Raw genomic sequence first — 26,577 nt, 5'->3', positions numbered from 1 at the left:
GGATTTACCACTGCCACCCCAGACTTTGCACGAGTTTGATAAACCATCCCCTCACTTTAAGCGTGATAAAGCCATTCGCAGAAGAGGGCCACGTACACCTCCACAGACCACAGCATAACCCTCATTTTCAAGTATTTTTTACTCAATTTCCTCTCTAAATCCTCAAATTTCTCCTTTGCTGTTTCTTTAACTTCCTGCTGGCCTATACAAGGCTCTGGTATTCTAGTTCCTACATTAAAAAGTACCGGTAATTAATATTACCGGTATTTTTTAATGATATATAGATATCTATTGATACTATTAATACCGGTATTATAATACCAGTATTAATAGTTCATTGAGTGGGTGTTAATGAAAGATAACCAGCGTAGAGCACAGGTTTTCAGTGTTCTTGATGGCTTTAAGAGCCGTGATGAAAAGATTACAGCTCAGAAACTTGCTGCCCAGGTCAAAATGGGCAAGCAGACAGTGCTTCCTTACTACCGGGAGTGGCAGGAGCTAGAAATTCTGGGAGAAGATGAAGACGTTGAACTGTCCCTTGAACTGACAAGGGTTCTGCGACGAGAAATCGCAAAAGAAAAGTTCCGCCAGGGTGAAAAGGCGAGGAATTTACAGGATGAACTGGACGAACGTAACGGTGAGTTTGAAACCAGCCGCTCAGAATGGGAGCAGAAGCTGACTGAGCAGCAGTCTACGATTAGCAGGCAAGAGCAAAGTCTGTTTGATCTTGAGCAGGAAAAGGAGACCTTAAAACAGAGTATCCATGAAGCTCAGGGCCAGATAAAAAGCCTGCAGGAACAAGTGAAGCAGCTTGAAGCCCTCTGCTCCAAACAGGAAAACAGAATTGAGCAGGAAACTCAACAGGGTAAGCAGGCACTGATTGAGCAGGAAAAACGCCTGGATGAAGCTCATCAGAAAATCATTAACCACTGGATGAAGGTTATAGATGAAGAGCGCCGTGAAAAAGGGCGTCTTCAAAAGCAGATTGATAAGCTGCAGGAAACCTGTAGTAAAAAGGACAGGCAAAAGACTGAACTCGAACATTCCCTGCAGCAGGAGAAGAGAGAAAGAAGTTCATCAGAGGTCCTACTTACTGAAAAAACTTCATTGATTGAGCTGCTGGAGCAGGATCGTGCTCAGTTGAACAGTATTACCGTGGAACTGGGTAATCCCAAAGATCCTGTCGAATCAATAAAGCAGCTTATAGATAGGGCAGGGCGCTGTCTTGAAGCCGAAACGCAATATCAGGCACTGGAAAACAGAATCATTGAACTGGAGGAGGGGATTGATCGCCGGAAGCACCTGGAGAGTGAGAATCAGCAGTTGCTTGAGAAGGTGATCAGGCTTGAAGCTCGTATTGAGGGTATTCAAATGGCTGGAGGTCTTAATATTCCAGAGACATCATGATTTCCAAGCATAAAAAAGGCTGATTACTCAGCCTTTTTCAACACTGTGATTGACAACAAGGGTCAGCGAACATTCTTCATTTGCAGCTTGAGTTTATCAACCAGCTTTTTGCCTTTTGCACTCAGGAAAAGACGGAAATACCGACCATCATCCTCATGTTGCTGTTTCTTGAGTAGACCAAGCCCTGGACGGTCATGGCGGCCTTCACCGAGGCGCTTTACGCTGACAGCAATATCGCTGGGGGTTCCGCAGACCAGTTTGCCATCATTGACCAGGTCAGTAATGGTTTCACCGGGGTTTTCGGCAACCACCATTAATATCTGCCATTGAATGATTGTCAAAGGGTGAGCCTGCAATATAGCAGTAAGCTTAATCAGTCCTTTAAGCGTCATGGGTTACATTCCTCTGTATCTGTACTGCGTTATTTTGCCAGCGACAGTTACAGCGAAACTGGCATTCAGTTCAGCCCATACGGCGGGGGCAATTTCCATTTATTATTCTAATTTTTCAATTACCTGGCGCAATCTAGTGAATGACCCGATTTCGCCATGCCTAAATATTAGACAGATCTTGCTTTGATTTGCAAATATCTGACGGTTGCAACCTGTTTATAGTCGTACAAATCAACAGCAGGAGTGAAAACATACGTAATAGAGCAGGGGGCTTGAAAGGCAAAAAGGTGGCTCAGTGTATCCCTGAACCACCTTTTTCACAGTACTTTATAAGGCAGGTACAGTCAGGATTGATTGTTTTGTGTCGCTGAACTCAAAATCAAGTGAATAGTTTTTAGAGGTTGGTGTCTGATACTGAGGATCCCGAGTATCAAAAGCCAAAACCAGGCGGTGACCCTCCGGAACATCATAGGCTGTTGCAACAAGATCAAAAGACAATGCCACGTTTTCTCCTGAAGATGCATTCGGCAGAGTGGTCACACCATGCGTAATCAGTCGAGCCGTACCGCTCCAGTCCATATCATAGAGATATCCGACCAACTGAACCTTATTGAAATGAGGCTGCACCTGCACAGTTACTCGGGGTGTACCTCTTATCTCCAGCGTTTTATTCAGCTTTGGTGTATTAAAGTAGATTCCCCGGTATCGAGATGCTGCGTAGATATTGGTTATTACAGGGATTTCAAGCTGCTCAAGCAGCTGTGATAAAACTGGAATCTGGGTGCTGAACAAAGTTCCAAACCAGGCATTGATGGTATTTTCTTTTTCCCGGCCAAACCCTGGGCGGTAAGGGTGATTTTCGAGATCACCATTATCGAACAGTGAACGTGGGTGCATATAAAAGGTATGACTGGTTGCTGTTTCAACCGGATAGGATTCAAACCCTTCAAAGCGATTCTGGAATTTCACTTTCATCTGCAGTGGCTTGGCAGATTCAAGATCATTGCTGATATCTTTCAGATGAATATCAAACCATTTATAGACATTTTCCCAGACAATATTTTCACCGACTCCCAGTAAAGAAGGAAGCAGTTCGGCTGTGGCATGGGTTCCGGGCAGGAGGTCAAGATGCTTGGGAGTGTTCAGTTTTTGATACAGCTCCAGCAGCGAGTTAGGCTGGAACAGGTTATCGCCATAGGCCTTTGCGAGATAGACTGCTGTTCCATTCTGATTCAGTCTGTCAACGTAGTTGATCGGAGATCGGGCTTCAGCCCACTTAAGTACTTCAGGGATATTATCGAGATCCTGATTCTTAATGATTTTCCAGTTGGCCTCAATAATCGGGTCAGGATTGCCATTGGTTTCAGAGATCAGCGTTAAAATCTCAGCCCAGGCTAAGCGTGGGGTCTGGTTGCCATACAGTGCCTCAGTCAGGCTACCCCAGCTGCTCATGGCAGCGATGGCTTTTACACGCTTATCCTGTGCAGCTCCCATAAGGCTGATACCGGAACCATAAGAAATACCGGCCGTTCCAATGGCATCAGGATTTACCGGGTAATTATTTATCAGAAAAGTAATCGCCTGGCTGTAATCATCAATATCCTGCGGTCCGGCTGTGGCTATTTGTCCGCCCGATGTGCCAAACCCCCGAGTGGAATAGCTCAACACGATATAGCCTTTTTCAGCCAGCTGTGCAGCCTGGCTCAGATACTGGTATTCATTCAGGCCCCAGCTATTGATAAAGATAACAGCTGGTGCAGACCCGCTAAGATTGGTAGGGACAAAGATATTTGCAGCAAGCTCAACACCATCACTGGCCGTTATAATGATGTCATCATCGGTGGTGTAAAGCTCCGACTCGGGAAAGACTCCATGGTTCAGCAGTCCCGCAGCAAAGTTAAAGAGGCCTTTAATGTCACCTTGAGCCGCCTGGGTAAACATCAAGGTGAATACCAGTGGTACACAGAATGAGAGTGATCGTAGCAATGATTTCAAAACGCTATACCTGTTTTGTTGTATTTATTGGATGAGTACAACACCGCACCGTAGGACAAGTCGCCACTTTGCATATGTTATAGATGCGGGTAATTTCAATTTACCGATACCGGTACAGATCAAAAGAGCAGATGGCGAAGTATTCTTAAGTATTAACATGCGTGGTGTTGGGTATAGCGATACTGGAGGTAGAACCAGTATAGAGTCGGTGGATATTCATATTACTTGATAATGCGCATAATCTATCTTATGTTAAATTACGATATGCTTAATATTCTTTCCAATTCAACGATTCATGCCTTACACGAGCAGCGCCCCACTCGACAAGATCCGGCCCTGTTCTGTCATCAGTCAATTCCGGAAGGTTTGACCTTGTGATAGCATCGCACGTCCACAGATAGCCCTATCTGGCTGGTAGTTATTGTTAATAAGAAAGGCAGAGGTTGTAAGATAAATGGAGTCACTGATTACTGGAGGCCTTGTTGTCCTGACTCTTGGAGCTGTTGCTGGATTGGTGATGAAATCCAGGTCCGGAGCTAAACCAGAACAGGAAGCCGATGAGATTGTTGCACCAGTTTCGGTTGCGCCAACAGGAAAAAAATTCAAAACGCTTGAACGCCAGGTAAAAACCCTTCGAGGTGCCGTCTACTCCGGCAATGTTCTGAGATCCCGTGAAGAGTGGCTGGAACTGATTACTGATATCAGGGAATTGCAGCGCACTATGGAGAGTGATCAGCTGAACCAACATGGCTACGGTATTCAGTATCTGGACTCTTTGGCGCGCCAGGCCATGAGAAGCGAGATGATTAATACCTCTCTTCCTTTTATAGGCCAGTATGTAGATACCCAGCGTGGTATTGACTGGTATGTTTCCGAGGTTCCCTACCGCGAGTTGACCGAAGATATTGTCAAGCGTCATACCGAGCATGTCTCACTGAGTCAGTGCCCGGATATCGAGAGCATGTTCAGGATCAATGACCCTGAACCTGTTCTGGTGAAGAACTGTAATCGTTATAAATCTTTCAGCTGCTACGAGATGCAGCTACCCAATGGCAACTTCCTGATTGCCCAGAAAACCAGAGTAAGAGAATAATCCTTTTTTAGCTCGTTCTGGCCCTAAACAGAACGAGCTGTTTCACACCATTGTGATCAACCTGCCCTATCTGCTGATAGCCAAACCCACCAAAAAATGCTTGCAGTGCCTCATTACTCAGGCACAGTGAAGTTCCCTTGCCGTTTTGATCCAGATCGCTCAAATCATGAACCGCTTTCAGTAATGTACGGCAGTGCCCTGATCTGCGAAAACGGGGATGTACCCCAATCAGTGGCAACAGGTAAGCATGCTCTTCTGGCAGAACTTCTTGAAGCTTACGGAGATACTCCAGATAGTTGACAGTACACTTGTACCCAATTGTCAGTACCATCTTCCATTTCCACAGAAGACGACCAACAATAGTGCTGATATCTTCACTTCTGGAAACAAAAGCCACGCCAATCAGGCGATCACCCTCCAGAACACCTATCACAGGCATATTTTCGGAAAAGTAATAAGCGGCAAGTTCACGGGTACAGGCCCGGATACGTTGATCATACCCTGCCCTGTCTGCTTCAAGCAGGCTCTGAAATACAGAATCATCCCGGTAAGTGTGATAAAGAAGAGAACGGACTTCTCTGGTCCATGAGCTGTCCAGGTAGCGAGTGGTAATCCTCATATCGATGGATTCACCGAAAGTGGCGGTTGTCATAGGTGCTCCAGCCTGGGGACTGCTGATAGCATAGGATCAACGTCCCCATTTGTTTTTATTATTATTTTCTGGCGAAACTGAAGGGGGATCGCGGAAAACCCATCTAACCCTACAGTATTGCTCATCTACGACTATTTATTATGAACGTTCGGTTATTACAAATATGCGAATGTCCTGTTACCAAGTTACCAGTTGAATAAAAGCCGGTAAAGCTGGGATAGCCCCTTGAACAAAATCCCCCAGTACTGTTCAATCGGCTGCGCAGCTTTCTATAATCCGGATTGATACTAAATGAAAATTGTTTCTTTCAACGCCAACAGTATACGTACACGCCTGCACCAGATTGAAGCCATTATCCAAACTCACCAGCCTGATGTGATTGCCGTACAGGAAACCAAAGTCTTTGATCCGGATTTTCCTGTTGAAGCTATCGAAAAGCTGGGTTATCACGCCAGTTATCATGGTCAGAAAACCCATTATGGCGTAGCCACCCTGACCAAAGAGAAACCCCAGGCCGTTCGCAAGGGCTTCGAGGGAGAAGCAGAAGATGCCCAGCGCCGTATGCTGATGGTTGATCTGCCATGGAATGGACAAACGCTGACGGTTATTAATGGTTATTTCCCCCAGGGTGAAAACCGGGATCACCCGACCAAGTTCCCCAATAAACGCGCTTTTTATCAAAACCTGCAGGACTACCTTGAGAGCAGCCATACACCGGAGCAGCCGGTTATTGTTCTTGGTGATATGAATATTTCCCCTGAGGATATTGATATTGGTATTGGTGCGCCGAATGCCAAACGCTGGTTGAAAGACGGCAAGTGCAGCTTTCTTCCAGAAGAACGGGAATGGTATCAACGCCTGCTGGGCTGGGGTCTGAGAGACAGCTTCCGCCATCTCTACCCTGACACAGACGACCAGTTCAGCTGGTTCGATTATCGTTCCCGTGGCTTTGAACGTGATCCCAAACGCGGGCTTCGTATTGATCACATTCTGGCGACACAGTCTCTGATCGATCTGTGCAAAGGTGCAGGTGTTGATTACCAGATTCGTGGTATGGAAAAACCATCTGACCATGCGCCAATATGGGCAGAATTCTAGGTTCTGTTGTCATAAGTTTGTGCATTCAGTGCCAGCGAGGCTTTTCAGATCTAGGCGCAGGCGTGAAGGAATACTGGTTGTCTTTCGAACGGCTGCAACGACGAGCTGGAAAGCCTCGCTGGTGCCCTGCGGGTGGCTCAGAAAGCCGCCACTCACTTCGTCAGACTTGCTTGATGTAGAACCACTACACCTTCACAAGCCTTCCTTGCGATTAGCGGCTTTCTGAGCCACTGAATCGCACAAACTTATATCAACAGAACCTAGTAACGGCCACCAAAATTCTTTTTGTAAAGATTACCCTTTACGTTTACGTAAGGGTAATCCCTTATTATGATACCCATCAAACAGCCATAACCGAATGAACAGCTGGTCGTTATACGTCAGCTTCATTCACAACTAATAAGTACAACAAAGGTCTGTTCTCTGATGGGTAAAACCTATTCGATTACCGATCTGGCCCGTGAGTTTGATGTTACTTCCCGGGCCATTCGTTTCTATGAAGAACAGGGTCTGCTCTCCCCTGCCCGCAAGGGCCAGGCCCGGGTCTACAGCCCGGGAGACAGAATCCGCCTCAAACTTATTCTGCGTGGCAAACGTCTCGGGTTCACCCTTGATGAGTCACGGGAACTGTTTGAGCTTTACGATCCGGCCAGTGGCAACCAGAAGCAGCTGCTGACCATGCTGGAAACCATCCAGGCACACAAAAACAACCTGTCCCAACAGATGCATGATATCCAGATTATGCAGCTGGAGCTTGATGAAGCGGAACAACGCTGTCGTCAGGCACTTTCAGAATCCCAAAAAGACAAACATCACCGAATCCAATCAGGGGTCTAATAATATGAACGAACTGAACTTCGGTCTGGGCGAAACCATTAACATGTTCCGTGATCAGGTGCGTCAGTTTGCCCAGCATGAAATCGCGCCACGGGCTGCCGAGATTGACCGGGAAAACCGCTTCCCGATGGATCTCTGGAAAAAATTTGGTAATATGGGGCTTCTGGGTATCACGGTTCCGGAAGAGTACGGCGGCGTTGGTCTGGGTTATCTGGCGCATACCGTAGTGATGGAAGAGATCAGCCGGGCTTCGGCTTCTGTAGCCCTGAGCTATGGCGCGCACTCCAACCTGTGTGTGAACCAGATCAAGTTGAATGGTTCAGAAGAACAGAAACAGAAGTATCTGCCAGATCTGGTCAGCGGTGACAAGGTTGGAGCCCTGGCCATGAGTGAGGCCGGTGCTGGTTCTGATGTTGTTGGCATGAGTCTGAAAGCGGAAGATCGTGGCGATCATTTTGTTCTCAACGGCAGCAAAATGTGGATCACCAATGGTCCGGATGCCGACACCTATGTTATTTACGCCAAAACATCTCCCGACAAACGGGCACACGGCATCACAGCTTTTATTGTGGACCGTGATTTCCCTGGCTTTTCCCGCTCTCCTCACCTCGACAAACTGGGTATGCGCGGCTCCAACACCTGCGAGTTGGTTTTCGAGAACACGCCTGTTCCCCGCGAAAATATTCTTGGTGAACTCGATAAGGGCGTGAAGGTTCTGATGAGCGGCCTGGACTACGAGCGGGTAGTTCTGTCAGGTGGTCCAACTGGAATTATGCAGGCCTGCCTGGATACCGTGCTGCCTTATGTGCATGAGCGTAAGCAGTTTGGTCAGTCGATTGGCGAGTTCCAGCTGGTGCAGGGCAAGCTGGCGGATATGTACAGCACCATGAACGCCTGTCGCTCCTACCTCTATACGGTCGCTGCCGCCTGTGATCGGGGTGAAACAACCCGTAAAGATGCTGCGGGCGTTATTCTCTACTGTGCTGAAAAAGCGACCCAGATGTCGCTGGATGCTATCCAGCTTCTGGGTGGCAACGGTTATACCAATGATTACCCGACCGGACGTCTGCTGCGCGATGCCAAGCTCTACGAAATCGGAGCCGGAACATCTGAGGTTCGCCGTATGCTGATTGGTCGCGAGCTGTTCTCCGGAAATTGATTCGACAGAAACGCCTTTGGATATGAAACCCATGTAAGCATGGGCTTCACAAATGATCACAGATATAAGAAGAGTCATTATGGCCGTATTAACCAGTCAGGTTCGCACCGGTGATGCAGAATATCAGGCCAACCACGATGCCATGCACAAGCTGGTTGGCCATATTCGGCAGTTGTCGGACAGCATCAGCCTTGGCGGGCCGAAAGCTTCCCGCCTGCGTCATAAATCACGGGGCAAACTTCTCCCCCGGGAACGTATCAATGCCCTTCTCGATCCAGGCTCTCCGTTTCTGGAAATCGGACAGTATGCTGCCCATGAAGTCTATGGTGAAGATGTGCCAGCGGCCGGAGCTGTGGCCGGTATCGGACGGGTTTGCGGACGGCTCTGTATGGTGGTTGCCAATGACGCAACCGTTAAGGGTGGCAGTTATTATCCGCTGACAGTGAAAAAACACTTGCGGGCACAGACGATTGCTGAAGAAAACCACCTGCCCTGCATTTACTTGGTTGATTCCGGTGGTGCCAACCTGCCGCGACAGGATGAGGTGTTTCCAGACCGTGATCACTTCGGTCGAATTTTCTTTAACCAGGCCAATATGTCAGCCAAGGGGATTGCCCAGATTGCCGTCGTGATGGGTTCCTGTACCGCAGGCGGCGCATATGTTCCCGCCATGGCTGATGAAAGCATTATTGTAAAGGAACAGGGAACGATCTTTCTCGCTGGCCCTCCATTGGTAAAAGCGGCAACCGGCGAAGAGGTCTCAGCCGAAGAGCTGGGTGGTGCCGAAGTACATGCCAAGGTATCCGGTGTCGTTGACCATATGGCCGAGAACGATCATCACGCTCTTGAACTGGCACGGCAGTCAGTTGCACGACTGAATACTTCTGCTCCTGTTTTGCCAGATAAAGCCCAGCCAAGACCTCCCCGCCTTGATCCTGAAGAACTTTACGGGGTTGTTCCTGCCAGTCTGAAGACGCCATACGATGTCAGGGAAGTGATTGGCCGGGTTGTGGATGGCTCAGAATTCGATGAATTCAAAACCCATTTTGGTAATACCCTGGTTTGTGGCTTTGCCCGTATCCACGGTTATCCGGTAGGCATTCTGGCCAATAATGGCATCCTGTTTTCTGAATCAGCCCAGAAAGGCGCACATTTTGTTGAACTGTGCTGCCAGCGAAAAATCCCACTGGTATTTCTGCAGAACATTACCGGCTTTATGGTCGGCGCACGTTATGAAGCCGGCGGTATTGCCAAGCATGGTGCCAAACTGGTGAATGCTGTCGCCTGTGCCAAGGTTCCCAAGCTGACGGTGATTATCGGCGGCAGCTTTGGTGCCGGTAACTACGGGATGTGCGGCCGGGCCTACGACCCTCGTTTCCTGTGGAGCTGGCCCAATGCCCGTATTTCGGTCATGGGTGGTGAGCAGGCTGCTGGTGTGCTGGCCATGGTACAAGGGGCATCCCAGGCTAAAAAAGGACAGCCCTGGTCGGATGATGAAGAACAGGTCTTTAAAGCCAGGGTTGTCGACGACTATGACCGTATGGGCAGCCCTTTCTATGCCAGTGCCCGGCTCTGGGATGACGGCATTATTGATCCAAAGGATACCCGCGATGTTCTCGGCCTGAGTCTGGCTGTGACACTGAATGTTCCCGTTGAAGAGACACGCTTTGGCGTGTTCCGAATGTAAGGACAGGAGCGAGGAATTTATTATGACAATTGAAACCTCAGTCTCCAACGGTATTGCCAGGCTGGTGCTTAGTCGCCCGGAAAAACGTAACGCCTTTGATGGCGGAATGATTGCCACGATCACTGATATTTTAAAAGAGTGGTCACAGCTCAATGATATTCGCGCACTGGTCATCTCTGCTGCTGGCGAAACATTCTGCGCCGGCGCCGATCTTGGCTGGATGAAGCGCACGGCCAATCTTGATTACCAGGCTAATCGGGATGACGCCCGAAAACTGGCCGGGATGATGGAAGGCATCGACCATTTCCCTGCCCCGGTTATTACCCTGGTTCAGGGGGCGGCCTTTGGTGGTGCTCTGGGCATCGTTTGTGCCAGCGATATTGTTTTTGCCTCTTCCGATGCCCGTTTCTGCCTGAGTGAAGTGCGGCTGGGCATAATTCCTGCCGTTATCAGCCCATATGTGATCCGGGTGATGGGAGAGCGTGCAGCACGCCGCTTTATGCTGACCAGTGAGCTGATTGATTCGCAGAAGGCTCTGGCTATGGGCTTTATTCATCAGCTGGTTGATCAGCCGGAAGATCTGCCTGAACAGGCAGAGCAAGTTCTGACGCTGTTAAAGAATAACAGCCCCGCCGCAGTCAGAGCCTGCAAGCAGCTTATTGCTGATGTCAGTGGCCGCCCTATCAACTCGCAATTGATGGAAATGACCAGCGAAGCCATTGCCAATATCCGCCAGTCATCGGAAGGTCAGGAGGGGTTATCCGCCTTTCTGGAGAAGCGCAGCCCTGCATGGCAGGAGAAGGAATAATGAGAAACAGCCCTGAGCGAAAAAAAATAGAAAAACTCCTGATTGCCAACCGCGGGGAAATCGCCTGCCGGATTATCCATACGGCCAAAAAACTGAATATTGAAACGGCTGTTATCTGTTCCGATATCGATAGCAATAGTCTGGCAGCCAGCCTGGCTGATAAGGTTCTGGTTGTTGGCCCTGCAGCTGCCAGTGAAAGCTATCTGAATCAGAAAGCTGTTCTTGAGGCAGCCAAAAACTGGGGTGCAGATGCCATTCATCCCGGTTATGGCTTTTTATCAGAAAATTCCAGTTTCGCTGACCTGGTAGAGCAATCAGGTATTGTGTTTATTGGCCCGTCTGCCAGCGCCATGGTCAGTATGGCTTCCAAGAGCGAAGCCAAGCGATTGATGGAAAAGGCTGGGGTACCTTTGCTCAAAGGCTATCACGGAGTTGATCAGTCTGATGAAGTGTTGCGCCAAGAAGCTGAAGATATTGGCTATCCAGTCATGCTGAAAGCCGCAGCAGGTGGTGGTGGCAAAGGTATGCGCGTGGTAGAGAATGCTGCCAGTTTCCAGGAAGTTCTTGAAAGTGCCCGCCGGGAATCCCTGAAAGCCTTTGATGATCAGGTTATGCTGGTTGAGAAGTATCTCCCTGCCCCCCGCCATGTGGAAGTGCAGATTTTCTTTGATTGGGCAGGTAATGGCGTTTATCTGTTTGACCGTGACTGTTCAGTACAAAGGCGACATCAAAAGGTTGTTGAGGAAGCTCCGGCTCCAGGTCTGACTGAAGAGATACAGCGTCGTATGGGTGAAGCGGCTGTTGCAGCTGGTCAGGCCATCGGTTATGTCGGCGCGGGAACAGTCGAGTTTCTGCTGAATACCGATGGCAGCTTCTATTTCATGGAGATGAATACCCGTCTGCAGGTTGAGCATCCGGTCACTGAAATGATTACCGGGCAGGACCTGGTCGAGTGGCAGATTCGTATTGCTGAAGGCGCTCCCCTGCCCTTGAGCCAGAAAGAGCTGGAAAAGAATGGTCACTCGCTGGAAGTTCGTCTCTATGCAGAAGATCCAGCTCGAGACTTTCTCCCTGCAACGGGCGTGATCAGCCATCTGACCTGGCCTCAAAGCCGTCCATGGCTGCGTATTGAAACCGGTATCAGTGAAGGCGATGAAGTCTCCAGCTGGTATGACCCGATGATTGCCAAACTGGTTGTCTGGGGGCATAACCGTAAAGAAGCCTGCAACCGCCTGATAGAAGTTCTTGAGCAAACCCGGATTTCAGGTCTGGAAACCAACCGCGATTTCCTGATTCGTATTCTTGCTCAATCAGAGTTCCAGAATGAGCAATTGGATACAGGTTTTATTGAGCGGCACAACTCTGAGCTGTTTGCCCAAAATAAACGTGAGAGGGCCTGTGCTCTGGCTGCGGTAACTCTCTGTCAGTCTTTGAAGCCAAAAACGCAGGCAGAAGATTCTATCTGGAATCAATCTAATGGTTGGCGCAGTAATGGAGTAAGGCAGTGGTACCAGACCTGGCAGTGGGATGATGAGCACTGTGAAGTGAATGTTATTCAAAATGGTGATGGCTGGACTGTCACCATTAATGAACAGCAGTATTCGATGACTGATATTGCCGTTCATGGCTCGATGGTCACGTTTGATGGGAAGAACTTCTTTGTATCTCCGGAAGATCAGAAAGTTACCGTGACCGGGCCTCGCCTGACTCAATCCTTAAGCAGGCCAGATTACTCGACCACAGAAGACGACGGTCACGATTTAACGGCTCCTATGAATGGCCGTGTGGTTGCGGTTCTCGTTAACAGCGGCCAGACAGTGACCAATGGCGACCCTCTGCTGGTTCTGGAAGCCATGAAAATGGAGCAGACCATCAGGGCTCCCCATGACGGCACTATCGACCAGATACTCCATCCGGAAGGAAACCTGGTTGAAGAAGGTGTCACACTGTTAACGTTCCAGGATGAGCTGGAGGCCACTGCATGAGCTTGCCCGAAGCGGTAACCCTTGTAGAGGTAGGACCCAGGGATGGTTTGCAGGGACAGCCGGTGACACTCTCTGTGGAAGACAGAGTTGCGTTGATCACCATGTTGGCAAAGGCCGGGCTGTCGCGTATTGAAGCCGGCAGCTTTGTCTCTCCAACACGAATACCCCCCATGCGAGATAGCGGGAAAGTCCTTTCAGGTTTGAAAGAGAGCTCTGCCCGCTACTGTGTGCTGACGCCGAATATGCGCGGATTAAATGATGCCCTTGCCGCTGGTGCACAGGAAGTGGCTGTGTTTACCGGCGTTTCAGAAACATTTGTTCAGAAGAATATCCATTGTTCAATCGCTGAGAGCATGGCGCGCTTTCAACCGGTTGTTGAAGCCGCCAAAGATGCGGGAGTTCTTGTACGCGGTTATCTCTCCTGCACTATGGGCTGCCCTTATGAAGGTGAAACCGACCTGAATGCTGTAGCGCATATTGCCCGAGACCTTTACCAGATGGGGTGCTACGAGATTTCCATGGGAGACACTATTGGTGTTGGCAATCCTGTCAGGGTTCAGAAAATGATTGAACTTGCAGGCCGGGATATCCCTGTTCCTGCCCTGGCTGTGCATTTTCATGACACCTATGGGCAGGCCATTGCCAATATCTATGCGGCAATGGAGTCTGGCATATCAGTTATTGATACGGCGGTGGCAGGCCTTGGCGGCTGTCCTTATGCCAAAGGCGCATCCGGGAATGTGGCGACGGAAGATGTTTTGTTTATGTTGAACGGGATGGGCATTCACACTGGAGTGGATATGGATGCCCTGTTACAGGTAAACCAGCAAGTTTGCAGCAAGCTGGGCTGTTCAAACTATTCCCGAACTGCACAGGCATTACTGTCCAAAAAGTAAATATACGACATTAATAGTTTTCAATAACTTATTGATAAAATAAGAAATACCAAAGAGTTTGCTATGTCGATAAAACCACTGTGGTCACCTGCACAAGAGCAGGTGAAGTCGTCGCACCTGTGGGAATTTATGCAGGCTGTTAACCAACATTTTGGCTTTTCATTCAACAGTTATGATGAACTGTACGAGTGGAGCTGTCAGTCCAGAGAAGAGTTCTGGCCATTCCTGGCTAAGTACATGGATATTTCGCTGGGTAGCTACAGCACAGTTGTTGATGAGTCCGAAGGTATGTTCGCTACCAGATGGTTTCCCGGTGCAACAGTCAACTATGCCGAACAGATACTGCGTCACACAGGAGATAAAGCCGCCATTGTCTTCTGCTGTGAGAATGGCGATCGCAGGGAACTAAGTCGGAACGAGCTTCGCAACACGGTAGCGAGAGCAGCCAATGCCCTGACTGATGCTGGAATCAAACAGGGCGATCGTATTGCCGGGTTTATGCCCAATATGCCCGAGACCATCTTAATGATGCTGGCCAGCGCCAGTATCGGTGCCATCTGGTCATCCTGTTCACCGGACTTTGGCAGTCAGGGTGTTCTGGATCGTTTTGGGCAGATAGAGCCCCGAATTCTGATTGCCGCTGATGGCTATCACTACAATGGCAAAATCATCGACTGCCGTCAGCGTATTGATGAAATTACCCATCAGATTTCTTCTATTGAGCAAGTGGTCGTCGTTCCTTTCTTTGGGCATAACCCGGATATTTCATCGATTAGCAACGCCGTTCTGTATAAAGACTTCCTGTCTGATAATACTGAGCTGAAATGTGTAGCCCTTCCTTTTAATCATCCACTGGCCATCCTCTATTCCTCAGGCACAACCGGTGTGCCGAAATGCATTGTTCATGGTCACGGTGGTACATTGCTGCAGCACTCCAAAGAGCTGAAACTGCATACAGACCTCGGGCCAGAAGATGTCTTTTTCTATTTCACCACCTGTGGCTGGATGATGTGGAACTGGCTGGCTTCCGGTCTGCTAACGGGGGCAACTCTTGTTCTCTATGATGGTTCACCGTTCTATCCTGGTCCCAGAGTACTTTGGGAAATGGCCGAGCGTGAGGGTGTGACTGTTTTTGGCACCAGCGCCCGCTACCTGACCGCTCTGCAGAAATCCGGTTATGAACCTGGTGAGAATTGCAATCTATCGAAGCTGAAAGCAGTGCTGTCGACAGGCTCTCCCCTGCCCCATGAAGGGTTTGAGTTCGTTTACAGCAAGATTGGCAGTGATCTGATGCTGTCATCCATTTCGGGTGGTACCGATATTATTTCCTGTTTTGCCTTGGGCAACCCTTTGCGCCCGGTCTATCCAGGCCAGCTGCAGTGTCGTGGCCTTGGAATGGATGTCGCATTTGTTGATGACCGAGGTGAACCTGTCACAGAAGAACGTGGCGAACTGGTATGCCGGAAAAGCTTCCCGAGTCGTCCGGTCATGTTCTGGAATGATCCCAAACGGGAAAAATACCGCAAAGCTTATTTTTCCCGCTTTGAAACCATATGGGCACATGGTGATTATGGTGAGCTGACATCAGAGGATGGCGTGGTTATTCATGGTCGGTCCGATGCGGTATTGAACCCCGGCGGAGTTCGTATCGGGACAGCAGAGATCTATCGTCAGGTCGAAAAAGTGGATGAGGTTCTGGAAAGCCTTGCAGTTGGCCAGAAAACGGCTGAGGACGAACGGGTTATTCTGTTTGTCAGACTAAGAGATAACCTGAAACTTGATGATCGTCTGGTTGCCCATATCAAGAAAACCATTCGCAGCAATACCACGCCGAGGCATGTGCCCTCTTTGATTATCCAGGCACCGGATCTTCCCCGTACGGTAAGTGGCAAGCTGACAGAGCTGGCAATTCGTGCTCTTATTCATGGTGAAACAGTTAACAATACTGATGCACTGGCAAATCCGGAATCCCTGGATTTTTTCCGCCATCTACCCCAACTGGAAACAGCCTGAAGGTTCCGTTCCATAGTGGATGGTTGAGTGCATCATTGGCAGGTTTAAAGACTACAGTTCCGTCTGTTTATGATTCCATGGATTGATGAGCAAAACCCGATTTTCCCTCCCACAGAGCTGGCTCTGGTAGAGCCTGATGGCCTGCTCTGTGCCGGGGGTAATCTGAATATTGAAACACTGGTGGCCGCCTACCGTCAGGGAATTTTTCCCTGGTACAGCGAGGGGCAGCCTATCCTCTGGTGGTCGCCAGATCCTCGTATGGTCCTGACTCCTGAGATTTTCCATCTTTCCAGAAGCATGAAACGTTTTGTGAAAACCACAAAACTCAGGGTTACCTCCAACTCAGCGTTTCCTGAAGTGATTTCAGCCTGTGCCAGCATTGCCCGGGCGGGACAGGAAGGCACATGGATTACTGATGAAATGCAGCAGGCTTACTGCGATCTTCATCAAAAGGGTTATGCCCACTCAGTGGAGGTTTGGAACCAGAGTCAGCTGGTTGGTGGTCTTTATGGCATCGCCTTGGGCAAGGTGTTTTTTGGAGAATCAATGTTCAGTCTGACCAGTAATGCTTCCAAACTGGCTTTGACTGGTCTGGTTTCTTCAGGACTGTTCGAACTGATTGACTGTCAGCAGCATACCCCTCACCTGGAAAGCCTGGGGGCCAAACTGATGTCCCGCCATGTGTTTCTGGCAAGAGTGAATGAGCTGGTCGATAATAGTCCAGTTTCCCTAGTGATTTCCCAAGAGACAAGCTCATGGATGGGCAACAGAGCCAGCGAATAAATATTTATCAGACCGGTGAGCACCCGTGCAGCTATCTTCCGGGGCGGATCGCGGTGACCCAGTTTATTGATCCCAATTTGCTCCTTCCCATGGAGGCTGTTGAGCATCTGGCTGAGCTGGGTTTTCGTCGCAGTGGTGACCATATCTACACACCAAGCTGCCCCGGCTGTTCGTCCTGTGTATCCGTTCGAGTGAAAGTGAAGGATTTCAAGCCTAACCGGACCCAGCGCAAAGTTCTCAACAGAAATCAGGATCTAAGAATTGAAGTGGCAAGACCAGAGCTCAGCCTTGAGGTCTACCGACTGTATCGACAGTACATAAATCACCGGCACAGCGATGGTGATATGTATCCACCTTCGGCAAGGCAACTGAAGGAGTTTCTCTGTATAGATACCGGTTATTCCAGTTTCTGGAAGTTTTATGACGGGAAAAAACTGCTTGGTATAGCCGTAACTGACCACTTTTCCAAGGGCCTTGCCTCTGTATACTCTTTTTTTTGCCCTTATAGTGGTAAGAGGAGTCTGGGTGTCTACTTTGTGCTCAGGCAGATTCTGGCAGCCCGTGAAGCGGGGCTTGATTATCTTTATTTGGGGTATCTGATCGAGGGCTGTCGTAAGATGAGTTATAAATCAAACTTTGGCCCCCTGGAGCACTTGGACCACGACACTGGAACCTGGAAAGTTAACTCCAATTGACCTGTTCCTTTGCGAAAGTTGCGGATTTCGGGCATTATGCACGCCGAATTTTTTAATGTAGCCTCATCAAATTGTTAAGTGGCTGCAAAAATGATTTCTACATACATGAGGTAGGAGCCGAATGGCGAAAGAAGATTCCATTGAAATGGAAGGTGTTGTGGTAGATACCCTCCCCAACACTATGTTCCGCGTTGAGCTGGAAAACGGCCACGTTGTAACTGCACATATCTCCGGTAAGATGCGTAAGAACTACATCCGCATTCTGACTGGCGACAAGGTTCGTGTTGAAATGACTCCTTACGACCTGAACAAGGGTCGTATTGTTTACCGCGCCCGTTAAGATTCCGCCCAAAACATCGAACCTGCAGATCATCTGATCTACGGGTGTTTTGTGCGTGAAAAATTATCTTTTTTGAGATAATAAAAGGCCCCTCGCTTCAGGGGCCTTTTATTTTCGACAAGATACAGATTTACTGAGCTACATCTGAAGCAGGAGCTTTGTCTTTGGCAGGCTCAATCTTGAAGGACAGTTCCCCAGCCTTCACACCAATCTTGACCAAACCACCATTGATCAGTTTACCGAACAGAATATCTTCTGCGAGGCTCTTCTTGATCTTCTCCTGAACCAGACGCGCCATGGGTCGAGCTCCCATCAGCTTGTCATAGCCCTTGTCAGCCAGCCATTCCCGAGCCGCCTTGTTCACTTCAATCTGCACCTTACGCTCATCCAGCTGGGCCTGCAGTTCAGTCAGCTGCTTGTCTACCACGCTGGCAATAACCTGCGGTGACAAAGCATTAAACTGAATCACTGAGTCCAGACGGTTGCGGAACTCCGGCGTAAAGGTCTTCTTGATCGCTTCCATGCCATCGGTGGTGTGATCCTGCTCGGTAAAACCAATGGATGCCCGGTTAATGGTCTCAGCACCGGCATTGGTAGTCATGATCAGGATAACGTTACGGAAGTCCGCCTTACGGCCGTTGTTATCGGTCAAAGTGCCGTGGTCCATCACCTGCAGCAGCAGATTGAACACATCAGGGTGCCCTTTCTCAATCTCATCCAGAAGAAGAACACAGTGAGGTGTCTTGTTAATCGCTTCCGTAAGCAGTCCACCCTGGTCAAAGCCAACATAACCAGGAGGTGCACCAATCAGGCGGGAAACAGTATGACGCTCCATATACTCAGACATGTCGAAGCGCACCAGTTCAATCCCGAGAGATTTGGCCAGCTGTTTACAGACTTCGGTTTTACCAACCCCTGTTGGTCCGGCAAACAGGAAGCAGCCAACCGGTTTTTCTGCTGGCTTCAAACCTGCACGCGACAGACGAATATTGGTAGCTAGAGCTCCAACCGCTTCATCCTGCCCGAAGATAGTCATCTTCAAATTGCGCGGCAGTTTTTCCAGCAGATCTTTATCTGAAGCAGAAACAGACTTGGGTGGAATACGCGCCATTTTGGAAACAATCGCTTCAATATCAGAGACTTCTATGGACTTCTTGCGATCTTCCTTTTCCTGCAAACGCTGATAGGCACCGGCTTCATCGATGACATCAATTGCCTTGTCCGGCATATGGCGGTCATTGATGTAACGGTCAGCCAGTTCCGCAGCGGCACGTAAAGCATCTTTCTCGTAGGCGATATCATGATGCTCTTCGAACTTGGGCTTGAGCCCAAGAAGAATCTGGAAGGTGTCATCAACATCCGGCTCCGTCACATCCACCTTCTGGAAGCGACGTGCAAGAGCTCTGTCCTTCTCAAAGATGCCACGGAATTCCTGGAATGTTGTGGAACCGATACAGCGCAGCTCACCAGACGTCAGCAGCGGCTTCAGCAGGTTTGATGCATCCATAACGCCACCGGAGGCTGCACCCGCTCCGATAATTGTATGGATCTCATCAATAAACAGAATGGCTCCTTCCTTGCGGCGAAGCTCGGACAGAAGCTGCTTAAAGCGCTTCTCAAAGTCACCACGGTATTTGGTACCTGCCAGCAGTGCACCAAGATCAAGAGCATAAACGATGGCGTCCTTGAGGATCTCAGGGACTTCGCCATCAACAATACGTTTGGCCAGACCTTCGGCAATCGCGGTCTTACCCACACCCGCTTCACCAACCAGCAGTGGGTTGTTCTTACGGCGGCGTGTCAGGATCTGTGATACCCGCTCTACTTCGCCATCACGGCCAACCAGAGGGTCTATCTTGCCCAAACGTGCCTGCTCGTTCAGGTTGCATGTATAAGCATCCAGAGGACGTGTACCGCCCGGCTCTCCGTCTGCGGTTTCCTCAACCATTTCCTGGCCGATTGTTTCAGCGCCCTGGTGCCCAGGAATCTTGGCGATGCCGTGAGCGATGTAATTCACCACATCGATACGGGCCACTTCCTGCTGCTTCAGGAAATACACCGCCTGGCTTTCCTGTTCACTGAAAATGGCAACGAGGACATTGGCTCCGCTGACTTCTTTCTTGCCGGAGCTCTGTACATGGAAAACGGCTCTCTGCAAAACACGCTGAAAGCCAAGGGTTGGTTGAGTTTCCCGCTCATCATCACCTGCAGGTATCAGCGGGGTTGTTGAATCTATAAATTTGGTGAGTTCTTCACGAAGCTGCTGAATATCAGCGCCACAGGCCTCCAGAACATCAGCGGCTGAGGCATTATCAAGCAGAGCCAACAGCAGGTGTTCCACTGTCATAAACTCATGGCGCTTGCTTCGTGCTTCCCGGAAAGCAGTATTCAGAGTCTGTTCAAGATCTTTATTTAGCATTAGCGTAACCCGGTGGAGCCGTCGTCAACTGTTGTCTTTTTGCGTCTTGCACATCAGGGGATGCTGATGTTCCCTGGCATACTGGTTAACCTGCTCTGCACGCGTTTCTGCAATATCCCGCGTGTAGATTCCGCAGACTGCTGAACCCTCAGTATGCACTCTCAGCATTACCTGTGTCGCCCTTTCCCTGGACATCCTGAAAAACTGCTCAAGAATCTCGACAACGAAATCCATAGGGGTGTAGTCATCATTAATGAGAATGACTTTATACATCGGTGGTGGCTGCAGTTTTGGTTTTGCTGTCGCAACTGCAGCATCACCATCATCACTCTCAGTTTGATGATCCTTATCCAAGGATAGTCGAATCCAATCAAAGCTACTCATCTGGAATTCTGTCAACGTATTGTCACACTCTCTTAGTTTACTATGCGTGTCCTTATTAGACACTTGACATGTGCTTGACACTCGTTGTTACATACCTAAAACTAGTTCTGTCCCATGGAGATGGGGTTCAAAGAATAATAACACTAATAAAAAGAAAGCATCAGGAGTACAAAGAGGGATATAAGATGCCTACAGGAAAAGTAAAATGGTTCAATAACGCCAAAGGATATGGATTTATCCTTCCCGGTAACGAGGATAATGGCGAAGACCTGTTCGTTCATTACTCTTCCATCAATATGGAAGGGTATAAAACCTTAAAGGCTGGACAACTGGTTAGCTACGACATTATCCAGGGCCCAAAAGGACTGCACGCCATTAATATCGGAATCCTCTCCTCTGATGGTGTTGAATCCTCCGAAGCCCAAACCGCTGAAATTGGCGAAACCTCCCCCCAACCCGAAGAATTCACAGAGAGCTGACGAATGGATTCAGCCGTTACGGCTTAATTCCTGTAGGTAATCTGAAATATAAAGGGAACGGTATTACTGTTCCCTTTTTTTGATGTGGTAATTGTGAGGTCTTGATTGAATACAACCAGTGGATTTTCTTTAATCAACAGCGTCAGAAAATATTCACTGACTGATGAGCCGTTAAATAAGGTTTACATATTGTCGACAATTGCTTCGGCAAACTCAGAGCACTTCAGCAGAGTCGCGTCGGGCATCAGTCGCTCAAAGTCATAAGTGACCGTTTTCGCTTCAATCGCCCCGCCTACACCTTTCAAAATCAAATCAGCCGCTTCAGTCCAGCCCATATGACGCAGCATCATCTCGGCAGAAAGAATCAATGAACCAGGGTTCACCTTATCCTGGCCTGCATACTTTGGTGCAGTCCCGTGAGTAGCCTCGAAGATCGCCACGCTGCCACCGATGTTAGCGCCCGGGGCAATACCAATTCCACCAACCTCTGCAGCGAGCGCATCGGAGATATAGTCACCATTCAGGTTCAGAGTTGCGATAACTGAGTATTCATCAGGACGCATCAGAATCTGCTGCAGGAAGGCGTCAGCAATCACATCCTTGATAATAATATCATTTCCGGTCTTGGGGTTTTTCAGAGTATGCCAGGGGCCACCGTCCAGAGGTTCTGCTCCAAAGCGTTCGTGAGCCAGCTCATAGCCCCACTCCTTAAAGGCACCCTCAGTGTATTTCATGATATTGCCCTTGTGCACCAGAGTGACGGAAGGCAGATCATTATCAATGGCATGCTGGATGGCTTTGCGTACCAGACGCTGGGTACCCTCTTTGGACACTGGCTTGATACCGATACCGCAACCTTCATCGAAGCGGATCTTAGTGACTCCCATCTCTTCCTTCAGGAAGTGGATCAGCTTCTGGGCCTCAGGACTGTCAGCCTGCCATTCAATGCCAGCATAAATATCTTCAGAGTTTTCCCGGAAAATCACCATGTCAGTTTTTTCAGGGCATGTGACCGGGCTTGGTACTCCCTTGAACCAGCGTACCGGACGAATGCAGGCATACAGATCCAGCTCCTGACGCAGGGCTACATTCAATGAGCGAATACCGCCACCGACTGGGGTCGTCAGTGGACCTTTGATGCCCACACTGTATTCCTGCAGGGCTTCCAGAGTTTCTTCAGGCATCCAGACATCAGGACCGTATACCTTGGTCGCTTTCTCACCGGTATAAACTTCCATCCAGACTATGGAACGCTTGGCACCATAAGCTTTATCAACTGCTGCATCAACAACTTTCAGCATGGCTGGGGTAACGTCGACACCTATGCCGTCACCTTCGATAAAAGGGATGATTGGGTGGTTAGGAACATTCAGGGAAAGGTCTGAATTAACGGTGATTTTGTCACCATCGGTAGGTACCTTGATCTTCTGGTATCCCATTTATCAACTCCGTTATGTGGAATGTGAGTCGCCGGTTTTAGAGGTGTTGTCATCTAACCGACCTGCGCTGTATTTTTTGTAGTTTTGCTACATTCCGGCTACTTACTTCTATTCTGCAAATGCACCAATATAGGTGTAAGCAGTCCGCAAACCGTATAATGGCGTACAAAGATACCGCATAAATACCTAAGAATAAATGCAGCGTGTTACAAAACTACATTTAAGCATATGAAATGAAAGTTGAAATCTGCTCCGCCCGCCCCTATCTCTTGGCTTGTTCTTGTGGACGAATTTGCCCCGTTGCTTAGAATAGGGCCATTTTTCGACTGAAAAGCGCTGAAAGCCTTAAATTGAGTATTTATGACCGATAACTCCCAGATCCGCGTCATTGTCGGTATGTCCGGCGGTGTTGACTCCTCTGTTTCTGCCCTTCTGCTCCAGCAGCAGGGTTATCAGGTGGAAGGCCTGTTTATGAAGAACTGGGAGGAAGACGACGGAACCGAATACTGCACAGCCCGTGAAGATCTGGCTGATGCCCAGAAAATCTGTGACAAACTGGGTATTCATCTGCACCAGGCCAACTTTGCTGCCGAGTACTGGGATAATGTTTTTGAGCATTTTCTGGAAGAATATAAAGCCGGGCGAACCCCCAATCCCGATATCCTCTGTAACCGTGAAATCAAGTTCAAGGCTTTCCTGGATTACGCCATGGAGCTTGGTGCTGATCTGATTGCTACCGGACATTACGTGCGCCGTGATGATTCCACCGGCCAGACCCTGATGCGCAAAGGTCTGGATAATAATAAGGATCAGAGTTATTTCCTGCATGCTGTCGGTGAAGAACAGCTGTCCAAGACCCTGTTCCCGGTTGGTGAGTTTGAAAAGAGTGAAGTTCGCGCGCTGGCTGAAGAGCATGGACTGATCACCTACAACAAGAAAGACAGCACCGGTATCTGCTTTATCGGTGAACGTCGCTTCCGCGATTTTCTCAAGCAATACATTCCTGCCAAGCCCGGCGTGATTGAAACGGAACAGGGTGAAGTTATTGGCGAACATAATGGTTTGATGTATCACACCATTGGCCAGCGCCAGGGCCTGGGTATCGGAGGCATGAAAAATGCCAGTGAAGAACCATGGTACGTGCTTGAAAAAGACCTGGATCGTAATGTCCTGGTCGTAGGCCAGGGCAATAACAATCCCCTGCTGTTCTCGGAAGCACTGTCAGCTGATACTATCTACTGGATTAATGGAGAACCGGAGCTGCCAGCCAAACTGACAGCCAAGGTTCGTTATCGCCAGAGCGATCAACCATGCACTCTGCAGAAAGACAACAACGGCCGTTACCTCGTCGTTTTTTATGAGCCACAGCGGGCTGTGACACTTGGTCAGTCTGTGGTTTTCTATAACGGTGATATCTGCCTGGGTGGCGGTGTTATTGAACAGAGGCATGCTCATAAATAACCATGTGTTTGTTATTGCCGGGATCACTGTGACAACGGAGTTCTCGGCACTTCCGTGGTATAAGGATGCAAACCGACAGCCAATAATCAGGATTATCAAAAGCTGTGACCCATACTGATTCCGACCGGACCCTTGCCCTTGCCGGACTATTTCAAGCCGCAAGCCTGGTAGAGAAGATTGCCAAGACAGCTCAGGCTCCGGCAGAAGAGCTGGAAACAAGTATTAATAGTATTTTTATGACCAGCCCGAAAGATGTAGCTGATGTCTATGGTGCCCCGCTGAATGTCAGCATGGGTCTCAGGCTACTGAGAGATGTGCTGGAACGCAAACCAGATGCGGTACGTTCCGACACAGTGCGATATGCCCTCACCTTGATCCATCTTGAACGCAAGCTGCGCGGCAATCCTGAAATGATGTCGTCCATTGGACGTCGCATTGATCGGACTGAAAGCCAGTTGCAACACTTCGAGACTCTGCACGACAATATTTTTGCCAGCCTGGCAGATATTTACCTGGATACCATCAGCACATTCAGAACGCGTGTTCAGGTCACCGGTGATCTTCGTCATCTGCAGAATGCCGGGTGCGCCAATAAAATCAGGGCCACTCTGCTGGCGGGTATTCGCTCAGCCATTCTCTGGCGCCAGGTTGGCGGAAGGCGCTGGCACCTGGTTTTCTCTCACAAGAGAAAGCCAATACTTAACGAAGTCTCAAAGCTTCTGAAAGGTTTCGCATAATTATGGGCGGGCAGACATCCGGACTCTTTTGCTGTAGGGCGCGCCCGCTTGTAAATCTGAACCAGATTATTCGTTCCCCCGAATACTCTTAACGCACTGACAAGGGTCTACCAATGGAACTGTCATCGCTGACTGCGATTTCCCCCGTCGACGGCCGCTATGGCGGCAAAACCAGTGTACTGAGAAGTATTTTCAGTGAATACGGGCTGATCCGTGCCCGGGTTGAAGTCGAAGTGCGCTGGCTGCAGCGACTCAGCCAACATAAACAAATTGCAGAACTTGCCCCATTCAGTCAGGAAGCCAATGATCTGCTAAACCAGATCGTTGACGGCTTTTCTGTTGCCGATGCCGAAGAGATCAAAGGCATCGAACGCACAACCAAACATGACGTGAAGGCGGTTGAGTATTTCCTTAAGGGCAAGATGAAAGCCCTGCCTAAACTCGCCAAAGCCATGGAGTTTGTTCATTTTGCCTGCACCTCTGAAGACATCAACAACCTGTCCCACGGCCTGATGCTGAAAGAAGGTCGCAAGGCTGCAGAAAACGTGATGGAGCGTGTCGTTGAAGCGATACGTGCTCTGGCTCATGAGCATGCTTCTTTACCCATGCTGAGCCGGACTCATGGCCAGACTGCTTCTCCAACCACTCTTGGTAAAGAGATGGCCAATGTTGCCTACCGCTTGCAGCGTCAGCTGGAGCAGCTGCGTCAGACCCCCCTTCTGGGCAAGATTAACGGTGCCGTCGGTAACTATAATGCTCACCTGGCCACCTACCCTGAAATTGATTGGGAAGCCAATGCCAGCGAATTTATCGAGCAAGAACTGGAACTGACTTTCAACCCTTACACCATCCAGATTGAACCGCACGACTACATCGCCGAGCTGTTTGATGTTATTCGCCGATTCAACACCATTCTGATCGATTTTGACCGTGATGTATGGGGCTATATCTCTCTCGGGTATTTCAAGCAGCGCACTATTGCTGGTGAAGTTGGCTCTTCCACCATGCCTCACAAAGTGAACCCAATTGACTTTGAAAACTCCGAAGGCAATCTGGGTCTTGCCAATGCAGTGATGGAGCACCTGGCCAATAAACTTCCGATTTCCCGCTGGCAGCGCGATCTGACCGACTCAACCGTGCTTCGCAATATGGGTGTTGGTATGGCATACAGCCTGATTGCCTATGAGTCCACCTTAAAGGGAATCAGCAAGCTGGAAGCAAATCCCCAGCGGCTGTCTGCCGATCTGGACAATGCCTGGGAAGTTCTGGCAGAACCGGTGCAGACCGTGATGCGCCGTTATGGCATTGAAGAACCCTACGAAAAACTCAAGGCTTTCACCCGTGGTAAGGTGATTACCCGTGAGGCCATGCTGGCATTTGTTGATCAGCTGGATATTCCTGATGAAGCCAAGCTGGCTCTTAAGGAAATGACTCCTGGCAGTTATATCGGGAATGCAGTACAGCAGGCATTGAAGGTCTGATGAAATAAACGAGTCTTACTGAAGGAGAATATTATCTCTTTCAGTAAGTCCATATCAGTGGGCTATAACAGTCCTCATTCAGCAATGCTTTCAGCTCTCACAGTTTCACTCCTTCAGAGAATGTGCAAGCTCAGTTTTGCCCAGCTCTGCAGCCAGACAGCTGATTCCTTGCAAGCCTCCATGAGCCAGCATATTGGTACTGAGATTAACCTTTCCCGACGGATACCCGTTCTCCAGCTCATCACTGTCTGAAGCAATCACACCATCCGCTGTTCTTTGACGGCGGTTATATTAGAGACACCAGGTGATCAGCGACCACAACTCATAAGCAATACTT

At 49.2% G+C, this 26,577-nt stretch carries 24 protein-coding genes; 17 read left to right on the top strand and 7 right to left on the bottom strand.

From position 1 onward, the window contains the following. Positions 1-351: 351 nt before the first annotated feature. A complete protein-coding gene (locus tag M3P05_RS08150; RefSeq protein ID WP_249699014.1) occupies positions 352-1,407 on the top strand; it encodes a coiled-coil domain-containing protein in 1,056 nt (351 codons plus the stop codon). A 62-nt stretch (positions 1,408-1,469) separates the two neighbouring features. Here M3P05_RS08150 and M3P05_RS08145 read toward each other — a convergent pair whose 3' ends face one another. Next, positions 1,470-1,799 carry a MarR family winged helix-turn-helix transcriptional regulator gene (locus M3P05_RS08145; protein WP_249699012.1) on the bottom strand — a complete coding sequence of 110 codons (330 nt, stop codon included), beginning with the start codon at positions 1,797-1,799 and terminating at the stop codon, positions 1,470-1,472. 327 nt (positions 1,800-2,126) lie between these two features. Then, positions 2,127-3,794 carry an alpha/beta fold hydrolase gene (locus M3P05_RS08140; protein ID WP_249699010.1) on the bottom strand — a complete coding sequence of 556 codons (1,668 nt, stop codon included), beginning with the start codon at positions 3,792-3,794 and terminating at the stop codon, positions 2,127-2,129. A 454-nt stretch (positions 3,795-4,248) separates the two neighbouring features. On the opposite strand from M3P05_RS08140, the gene M3P05_RS08135 reads away from it, so the two are divergent. Next, positions 4,249-4,887, top strand: a complete 639-nt coding sequence (locus tag M3P05_RS08135; protein ID WP_249699009.1) for a hypothetical protein — start codon at positions 4,249-4,251, stop codon at positions 4,885-4,887. Positions 4,888-4,894: 7 nt separating this feature from the next. Here M3P05_RS08135 and M3P05_RS08130 read toward each other — a convergent pair whose 3' ends face one another. Then, entirely contained in the window at positions 4,895-5,539 is a 645-nt protein-coding gene (locus M3P05_RS08130; protein ID WP_249699008.1) for an N-acetyltransferase, read from the bottom strand. Between the two features lie 291 nt (positions 5,540-5,830). Here M3P05_RS08130 and xthA point away from each other — a divergent pair, with 291 nt between their 5' ends. The 11 genes from xthA to infA all read left to right on the top strand — a co-directional run bounded on the left by xthA (position 5,831) and on the right by infA (position 17,840). Further along, a complete protein-coding gene (gene xthA, locus M3P05_RS08125; RefSeq protein WP_249699007.1) occupies positions 5,831-6,637 on the top strand; it encodes an exodeoxyribonuclease III in 807 nt (268 codons plus the stop codon). A 426-nt stretch (positions 6,638-7,063) separates the two neighbouring features. Continuing rightward, positions 7,064-7,474: a MerR family transcriptional regulator gene (locus tag M3P05_RS08120; RefSeq protein WP_249699006.1), complete on the top strand. Its 411-nt coding sequence runs from the start codon at positions 7,064-7,066 to the stop codon at positions 7,472-7,474. 4 nt (positions 7,475-7,478) lie between these two features. Continuing rightward, positions 7,479-8,633, top strand: a complete 1,155-nt coding sequence (locus tag M3P05_RS08115; RefSeq protein WP_249699005.1) for an isovaleryl-CoA dehydrogenase — start codon at positions 7,479-7,481, stop codon at positions 8,631-8,633. A gap of 79 nt (positions 8,634-8,712) precedes the next feature. Next, positions 8,713-10,320 carry a carboxyl transferase domain-containing protein gene (locus M3P05_RS08110; protein WP_249699019.1) on the top strand — a complete coding sequence of 536 codons (1,608 nt, stop codon included), beginning with the start codon at positions 8,713-8,715 and terminating at the stop codon, positions 10,318-10,320. 22 nt (positions 10,321-10,342) lie between these two features. Next, positions 10,343-11,128, top strand: coding sequence for an enoyl-CoA hydratase-related protein (locus M3P05_RS08105; protein WP_249699004.1), 786 nt, complete (start codon positions 10,343-10,345; stop codon positions 11,126-11,128). Further along, entirely contained in the window at positions 11,128-13,113 is a 1,986-nt protein-coding gene (locus M3P05_RS08100; RefSeq protein ID WP_249699003.1) for an ATP-binding protein, read from the top strand. Before M3P05_RS08105 ends, M3P05_RS08100 begins: the two co-directional genes overlap by 1 nt. Continuing rightward, entirely contained in the window at positions 13,110-14,009 is a 900-nt protein-coding gene (locus M3P05_RS08095) for a hydroxymethylglutaryl-CoA lyase (protein WP_249699002.1), read from the top strand. Before M3P05_RS08100 ends, M3P05_RS08095 begins: the two co-directional genes overlap by 4 nt. Before the next feature lie 63 nt (positions 14,010-14,072). Beyond that, the gene (locus M3P05_RS08090) at positions 14,073-16,022 is read left to right on the top strand and encodes an acetoacetate--CoA ligase (protein WP_249699001.1); all 1,950 of its coding nucleotides are present in this window, start codon (positions 14,073-14,075) and stop codon (positions 16,020-16,022) included. Positions 16,023-16,091: 69 nt separating this feature from the next. Continuing rightward, positions 16,092-16,805, top strand: coding sequence for a leucyl/phenylalanyl-tRNA--protein transferase (gene aat / locus M3P05_RS08085; RefSeq protein WP_249698999.1), 714 nt, complete (start codon positions 16,092-16,094; stop codon positions 16,803-16,805). After that, complete coding sequence (locus M3P05_RS08080; protein ID WP_249698997.1) at positions 16,778-17,500, top strand: arginyltransferase; 723 nt, start codon at positions 16,778-16,780, stop codon at positions 17,498-17,500. The genes aat and M3P05_RS08080 overlap by 28 nt, the downstream gene beginning before the upstream one ends. Before the next feature lie 121 nt (positions 17,501-17,621). After that, positions 17,622-17,840, top strand: a complete 219-nt coding sequence (gene infA / locus M3P05_RS08075; protein WP_249698996.1) for a translation initiation factor IF-1 — start codon at positions 17,622-17,624, stop codon at positions 17,838-17,840. 130 nt (positions 17,841-17,970) lie between these two features. Here infA and clpA read toward each other — a convergent pair whose 3' ends face one another. Together clpA and clpS are read right to left on the bottom strand one after the other, a co-directional pair. After that, positions 17,971-20,259: an ATP-dependent Clp protease ATP-binding subunit ClpA gene (clpA, locus tag M3P05_RS08070; protein WP_249698995.1), complete on the bottom strand. Its 2,289-nt coding sequence runs from the start codon at positions 20,257-20,259 to the stop codon at positions 17,971-17,973. A gap of 24 nt (positions 20,260-20,283) precedes the next feature. Next, complete coding sequence (gene clpS / locus M3P05_RS08065; protein WP_249698994.1) at positions 20,284-20,643, bottom strand: ATP-dependent Clp protease adapter ClpS; 360 nt, start codon at positions 20,641-20,643, stop codon at positions 20,284-20,286. A gap of 185 nt (positions 20,644-20,828) precedes the next feature. Here clpS and M3P05_RS08060 point away from each other — a divergent pair, with 185 nt between their 5' ends. Then, entirely contained in the window at positions 20,829-21,122 is a 294-nt protein-coding gene (locus tag M3P05_RS08060) for a cold-shock protein (protein WP_283777724.1), read from the top strand. Positions 21,123-21,304: 182 nt separating this feature from the next. Here the strand turns inward: M3P05_RS08060 and icd are convergent, their stop codons facing one another. Next, positions 21,305-22,561 carry an NADP-dependent isocitrate dehydrogenase gene (gene icd, locus M3P05_RS08055; protein WP_249698993.1) on the bottom strand — a complete coding sequence of 419 codons (1,257 nt, stop codon included), beginning with the start codon at positions 22,559-22,561 and terminating at the stop codon, positions 21,305-21,307. A gap of 360 nt (positions 22,562-22,921) precedes the next feature. Here icd and mnmA point away from each other — a divergent pair, with 360 nt between their 5' ends. The 3 genes from mnmA (at position 22,922) to purB (ending at position 26,240) form a co-directional block, all read left to right on the top strand. Continuing rightward, the gene (mnmA, locus tag M3P05_RS08050; RefSeq protein ID WP_249698992.1) at positions 22,922-24,022 is read left to right on the top strand and encodes a tRNA 2-thiouridine(34) synthase MnmA; all 1,101 of its coding nucleotides are present in this window, start codon (positions 22,922-22,924) and stop codon (positions 24,020-24,022) included. Between the two features lie 104 nt (positions 24,023-24,126). Further along, complete coding sequence (gene hflD / locus M3P05_RS08045) at positions 24,127-24,759, top strand: high frequency lysogenization protein HflD (RefSeq protein WP_249698991.1); 633 nt, start codon at positions 24,127-24,129, stop codon at positions 24,757-24,759. 113 nt (positions 24,760-24,872) lie between these two features. Beyond that, positions 24,873-26,240, top strand: coding sequence for an adenylosuccinate lyase (purB, locus tag M3P05_RS08040; protein WP_249698990.1), 1,368 nt, complete (start codon positions 24,873-24,875; stop codon positions 26,238-26,240). A 105-nt stretch (positions 26,241-26,345) separates the two neighbouring features. Here the strand turns inward: purB and M3P05_RS08035 are convergent, their stop codons facing one another. After that, positions 26,346-26,501 carry a hypothetical protein gene (locus M3P05_RS08035; protein ID WP_249698989.1) on the bottom strand — a complete coding sequence of 52 codons (156 nt, stop codon included), beginning with the start codon at positions 26,499-26,501 and terminating at the stop codon, positions 26,346-26,348. Between the last annotated feature and the right edge of the window lie 76 nt (positions 26,502-26,577).

The organism is Parendozoicomonas callyspongiae, from assembly GCF_023502345.1.
GTDB lineage: Bacteria > Pseudomonadota > Gammaproteobacteria > Pseudomonadales > Endozoicomonadaceae > Sansalvadorimonas > Sansalvadorimonas callyspongiae.
Note: the sequence above shows the minus strand (reverse complement) of the source record. Positions and strands in the feature narration are given on the sequence as shown.

Excerpts from the sequence above, each read along its gene's own strand:
- aat (WP_249698999.1), top strand. The coding sequence starts at position 16,092 with ATGATTCCATGGATTGATGAGCAAAACCCGATTTTCCCTCCCACAGAG.
- M3P05_RS08095 (WP_249699002.1), top strand. The coding sequence starts at position 13,110 with ATGAGCTTGCCCGAAGCGGTAACCCTTGTAGAGGTAGGACCCAGGGAT.
- M3P05_RS08115 (WP_249699005.1), top strand. The coding sequence starts at position 7,479 with ATGAACGAACTGAACTTCGGTCTGGGCGAAACCATTAACATGTTCCGT.
- M3P05_RS08105 (WP_249699004.1), top strand. The coding sequence starts at position 10,343 with ATGACAATTGAAACCTCAGTCTCCAACGGTATTGCCAGGCTGGTGCTT.
- M3P05_RS08120 (WP_249699006.1), top strand. The coding sequence starts at position 7,064 with ATGGGTAAAACCTATTCGATTACCGATCTGGCCCGTGAGTTTGATGTT.
- M3P05_RS08100 (WP_249699003.1), top strand. The coding sequence starts at position 11,128 with ATGAGAAACAGCCCTGAGCGAAAAAAAATAGAAAAACTCCTGATTGCC.
- M3P05_RS08150 (WP_249699014.1), top strand. The coding sequence starts at position 352 with ATGAAAGATAACCAGCGTAGAGCACAGGTTTTCAGTGTTCTTGATGGC.
- M3P05_RS08060 (WP_283777724.1), top strand. The coding sequence starts at position 20,829 with ATGCCTACAGGAAAAGTAAAATGGTTCAATAACGCCAAAGGATATGGA.
- xthA (WP_249699007.1), top strand. The coding sequence starts at position 5,831 with ATGAAAATTGTTTCTTTCAACGCCAACAGTATACGTACACGCCTGCAC.
- M3P05_RS08135 (WP_249699009.1), top strand. The coding sequence starts at position 4,249 with ATGGAGTCACTGATTACTGGAGGCCTTGTTGTCCTGACTCTTGGAGCT.
- icd (WP_249698993.1), bottom strand. The coding sequence starts at position 22,561 with ATGGGATACCAGAAGATCAAGGTACCTACCGATGGTGACAAAATCACC.
- infA (WP_249698996.1), top strand. The coding sequence starts at position 17,622 with ATGGCGAAAGAAGATTCCATTGAAATGGAAGGTGTTGTGGTAGATACC.
- M3P05_RS08090 (WP_249699001.1), top strand. The coding sequence starts at position 14,073 with ATGTCGATAAAACCACTGTGGTCACCTGCACAAGAGCAGGTGAAGTCG.
- M3P05_RS08145 (WP_249699012.1), bottom strand. The coding sequence starts at position 1,799 with ATGACGCTTAAAGGACTGATTAAGCTTACTGCTATATTGCAGGCTCAC.
- M3P05_RS08110 (WP_249699019.1), top strand. The coding sequence starts at position 8,713 with ATGGCCGTATTAACCAGTCAGGTTCGCACCGGTGATGCAGAATATCAG.
- clpA (WP_249698995.1), bottom strand. The coding sequence starts at position 20,259 with ATGCTAAATAAAGATCTTGAACAGACTCTGAATACTGCTTTCCGGGAA.
- purB (WP_249698990.1), top strand. The coding sequence starts at position 24,873 with ATGGAACTGTCATCGCTGACTGCGATTTCCCCCGTCGACGGCCGCTAT.
- M3P05_RS08130 (WP_249699008.1), bottom strand. The coding sequence starts at position 5,539 with ATGACAACCGCCACTTTCGGTGAATCCATCGATATGAGGATTACCACT.
- M3P05_RS08080 (WP_249698997.1), top strand. The coding sequence starts at position 16,778 with ATGGATGGGCAACAGAGCCAGCGAATAAATATTTATCAGACCGGTGAG.
- clpS (WP_249698994.1), bottom strand. The coding sequence starts at position 20,643 with ATGAGTAGCTTTGATTGGATTCGACTATCCTTGGATAAGGATCATCAA.
- mnmA (WP_249698992.1), top strand. The coding sequence starts at position 22,922 with ATGACCGATAACTCCCAGATCCGCGTCATTGTCGGTATGTCCGGCGGT.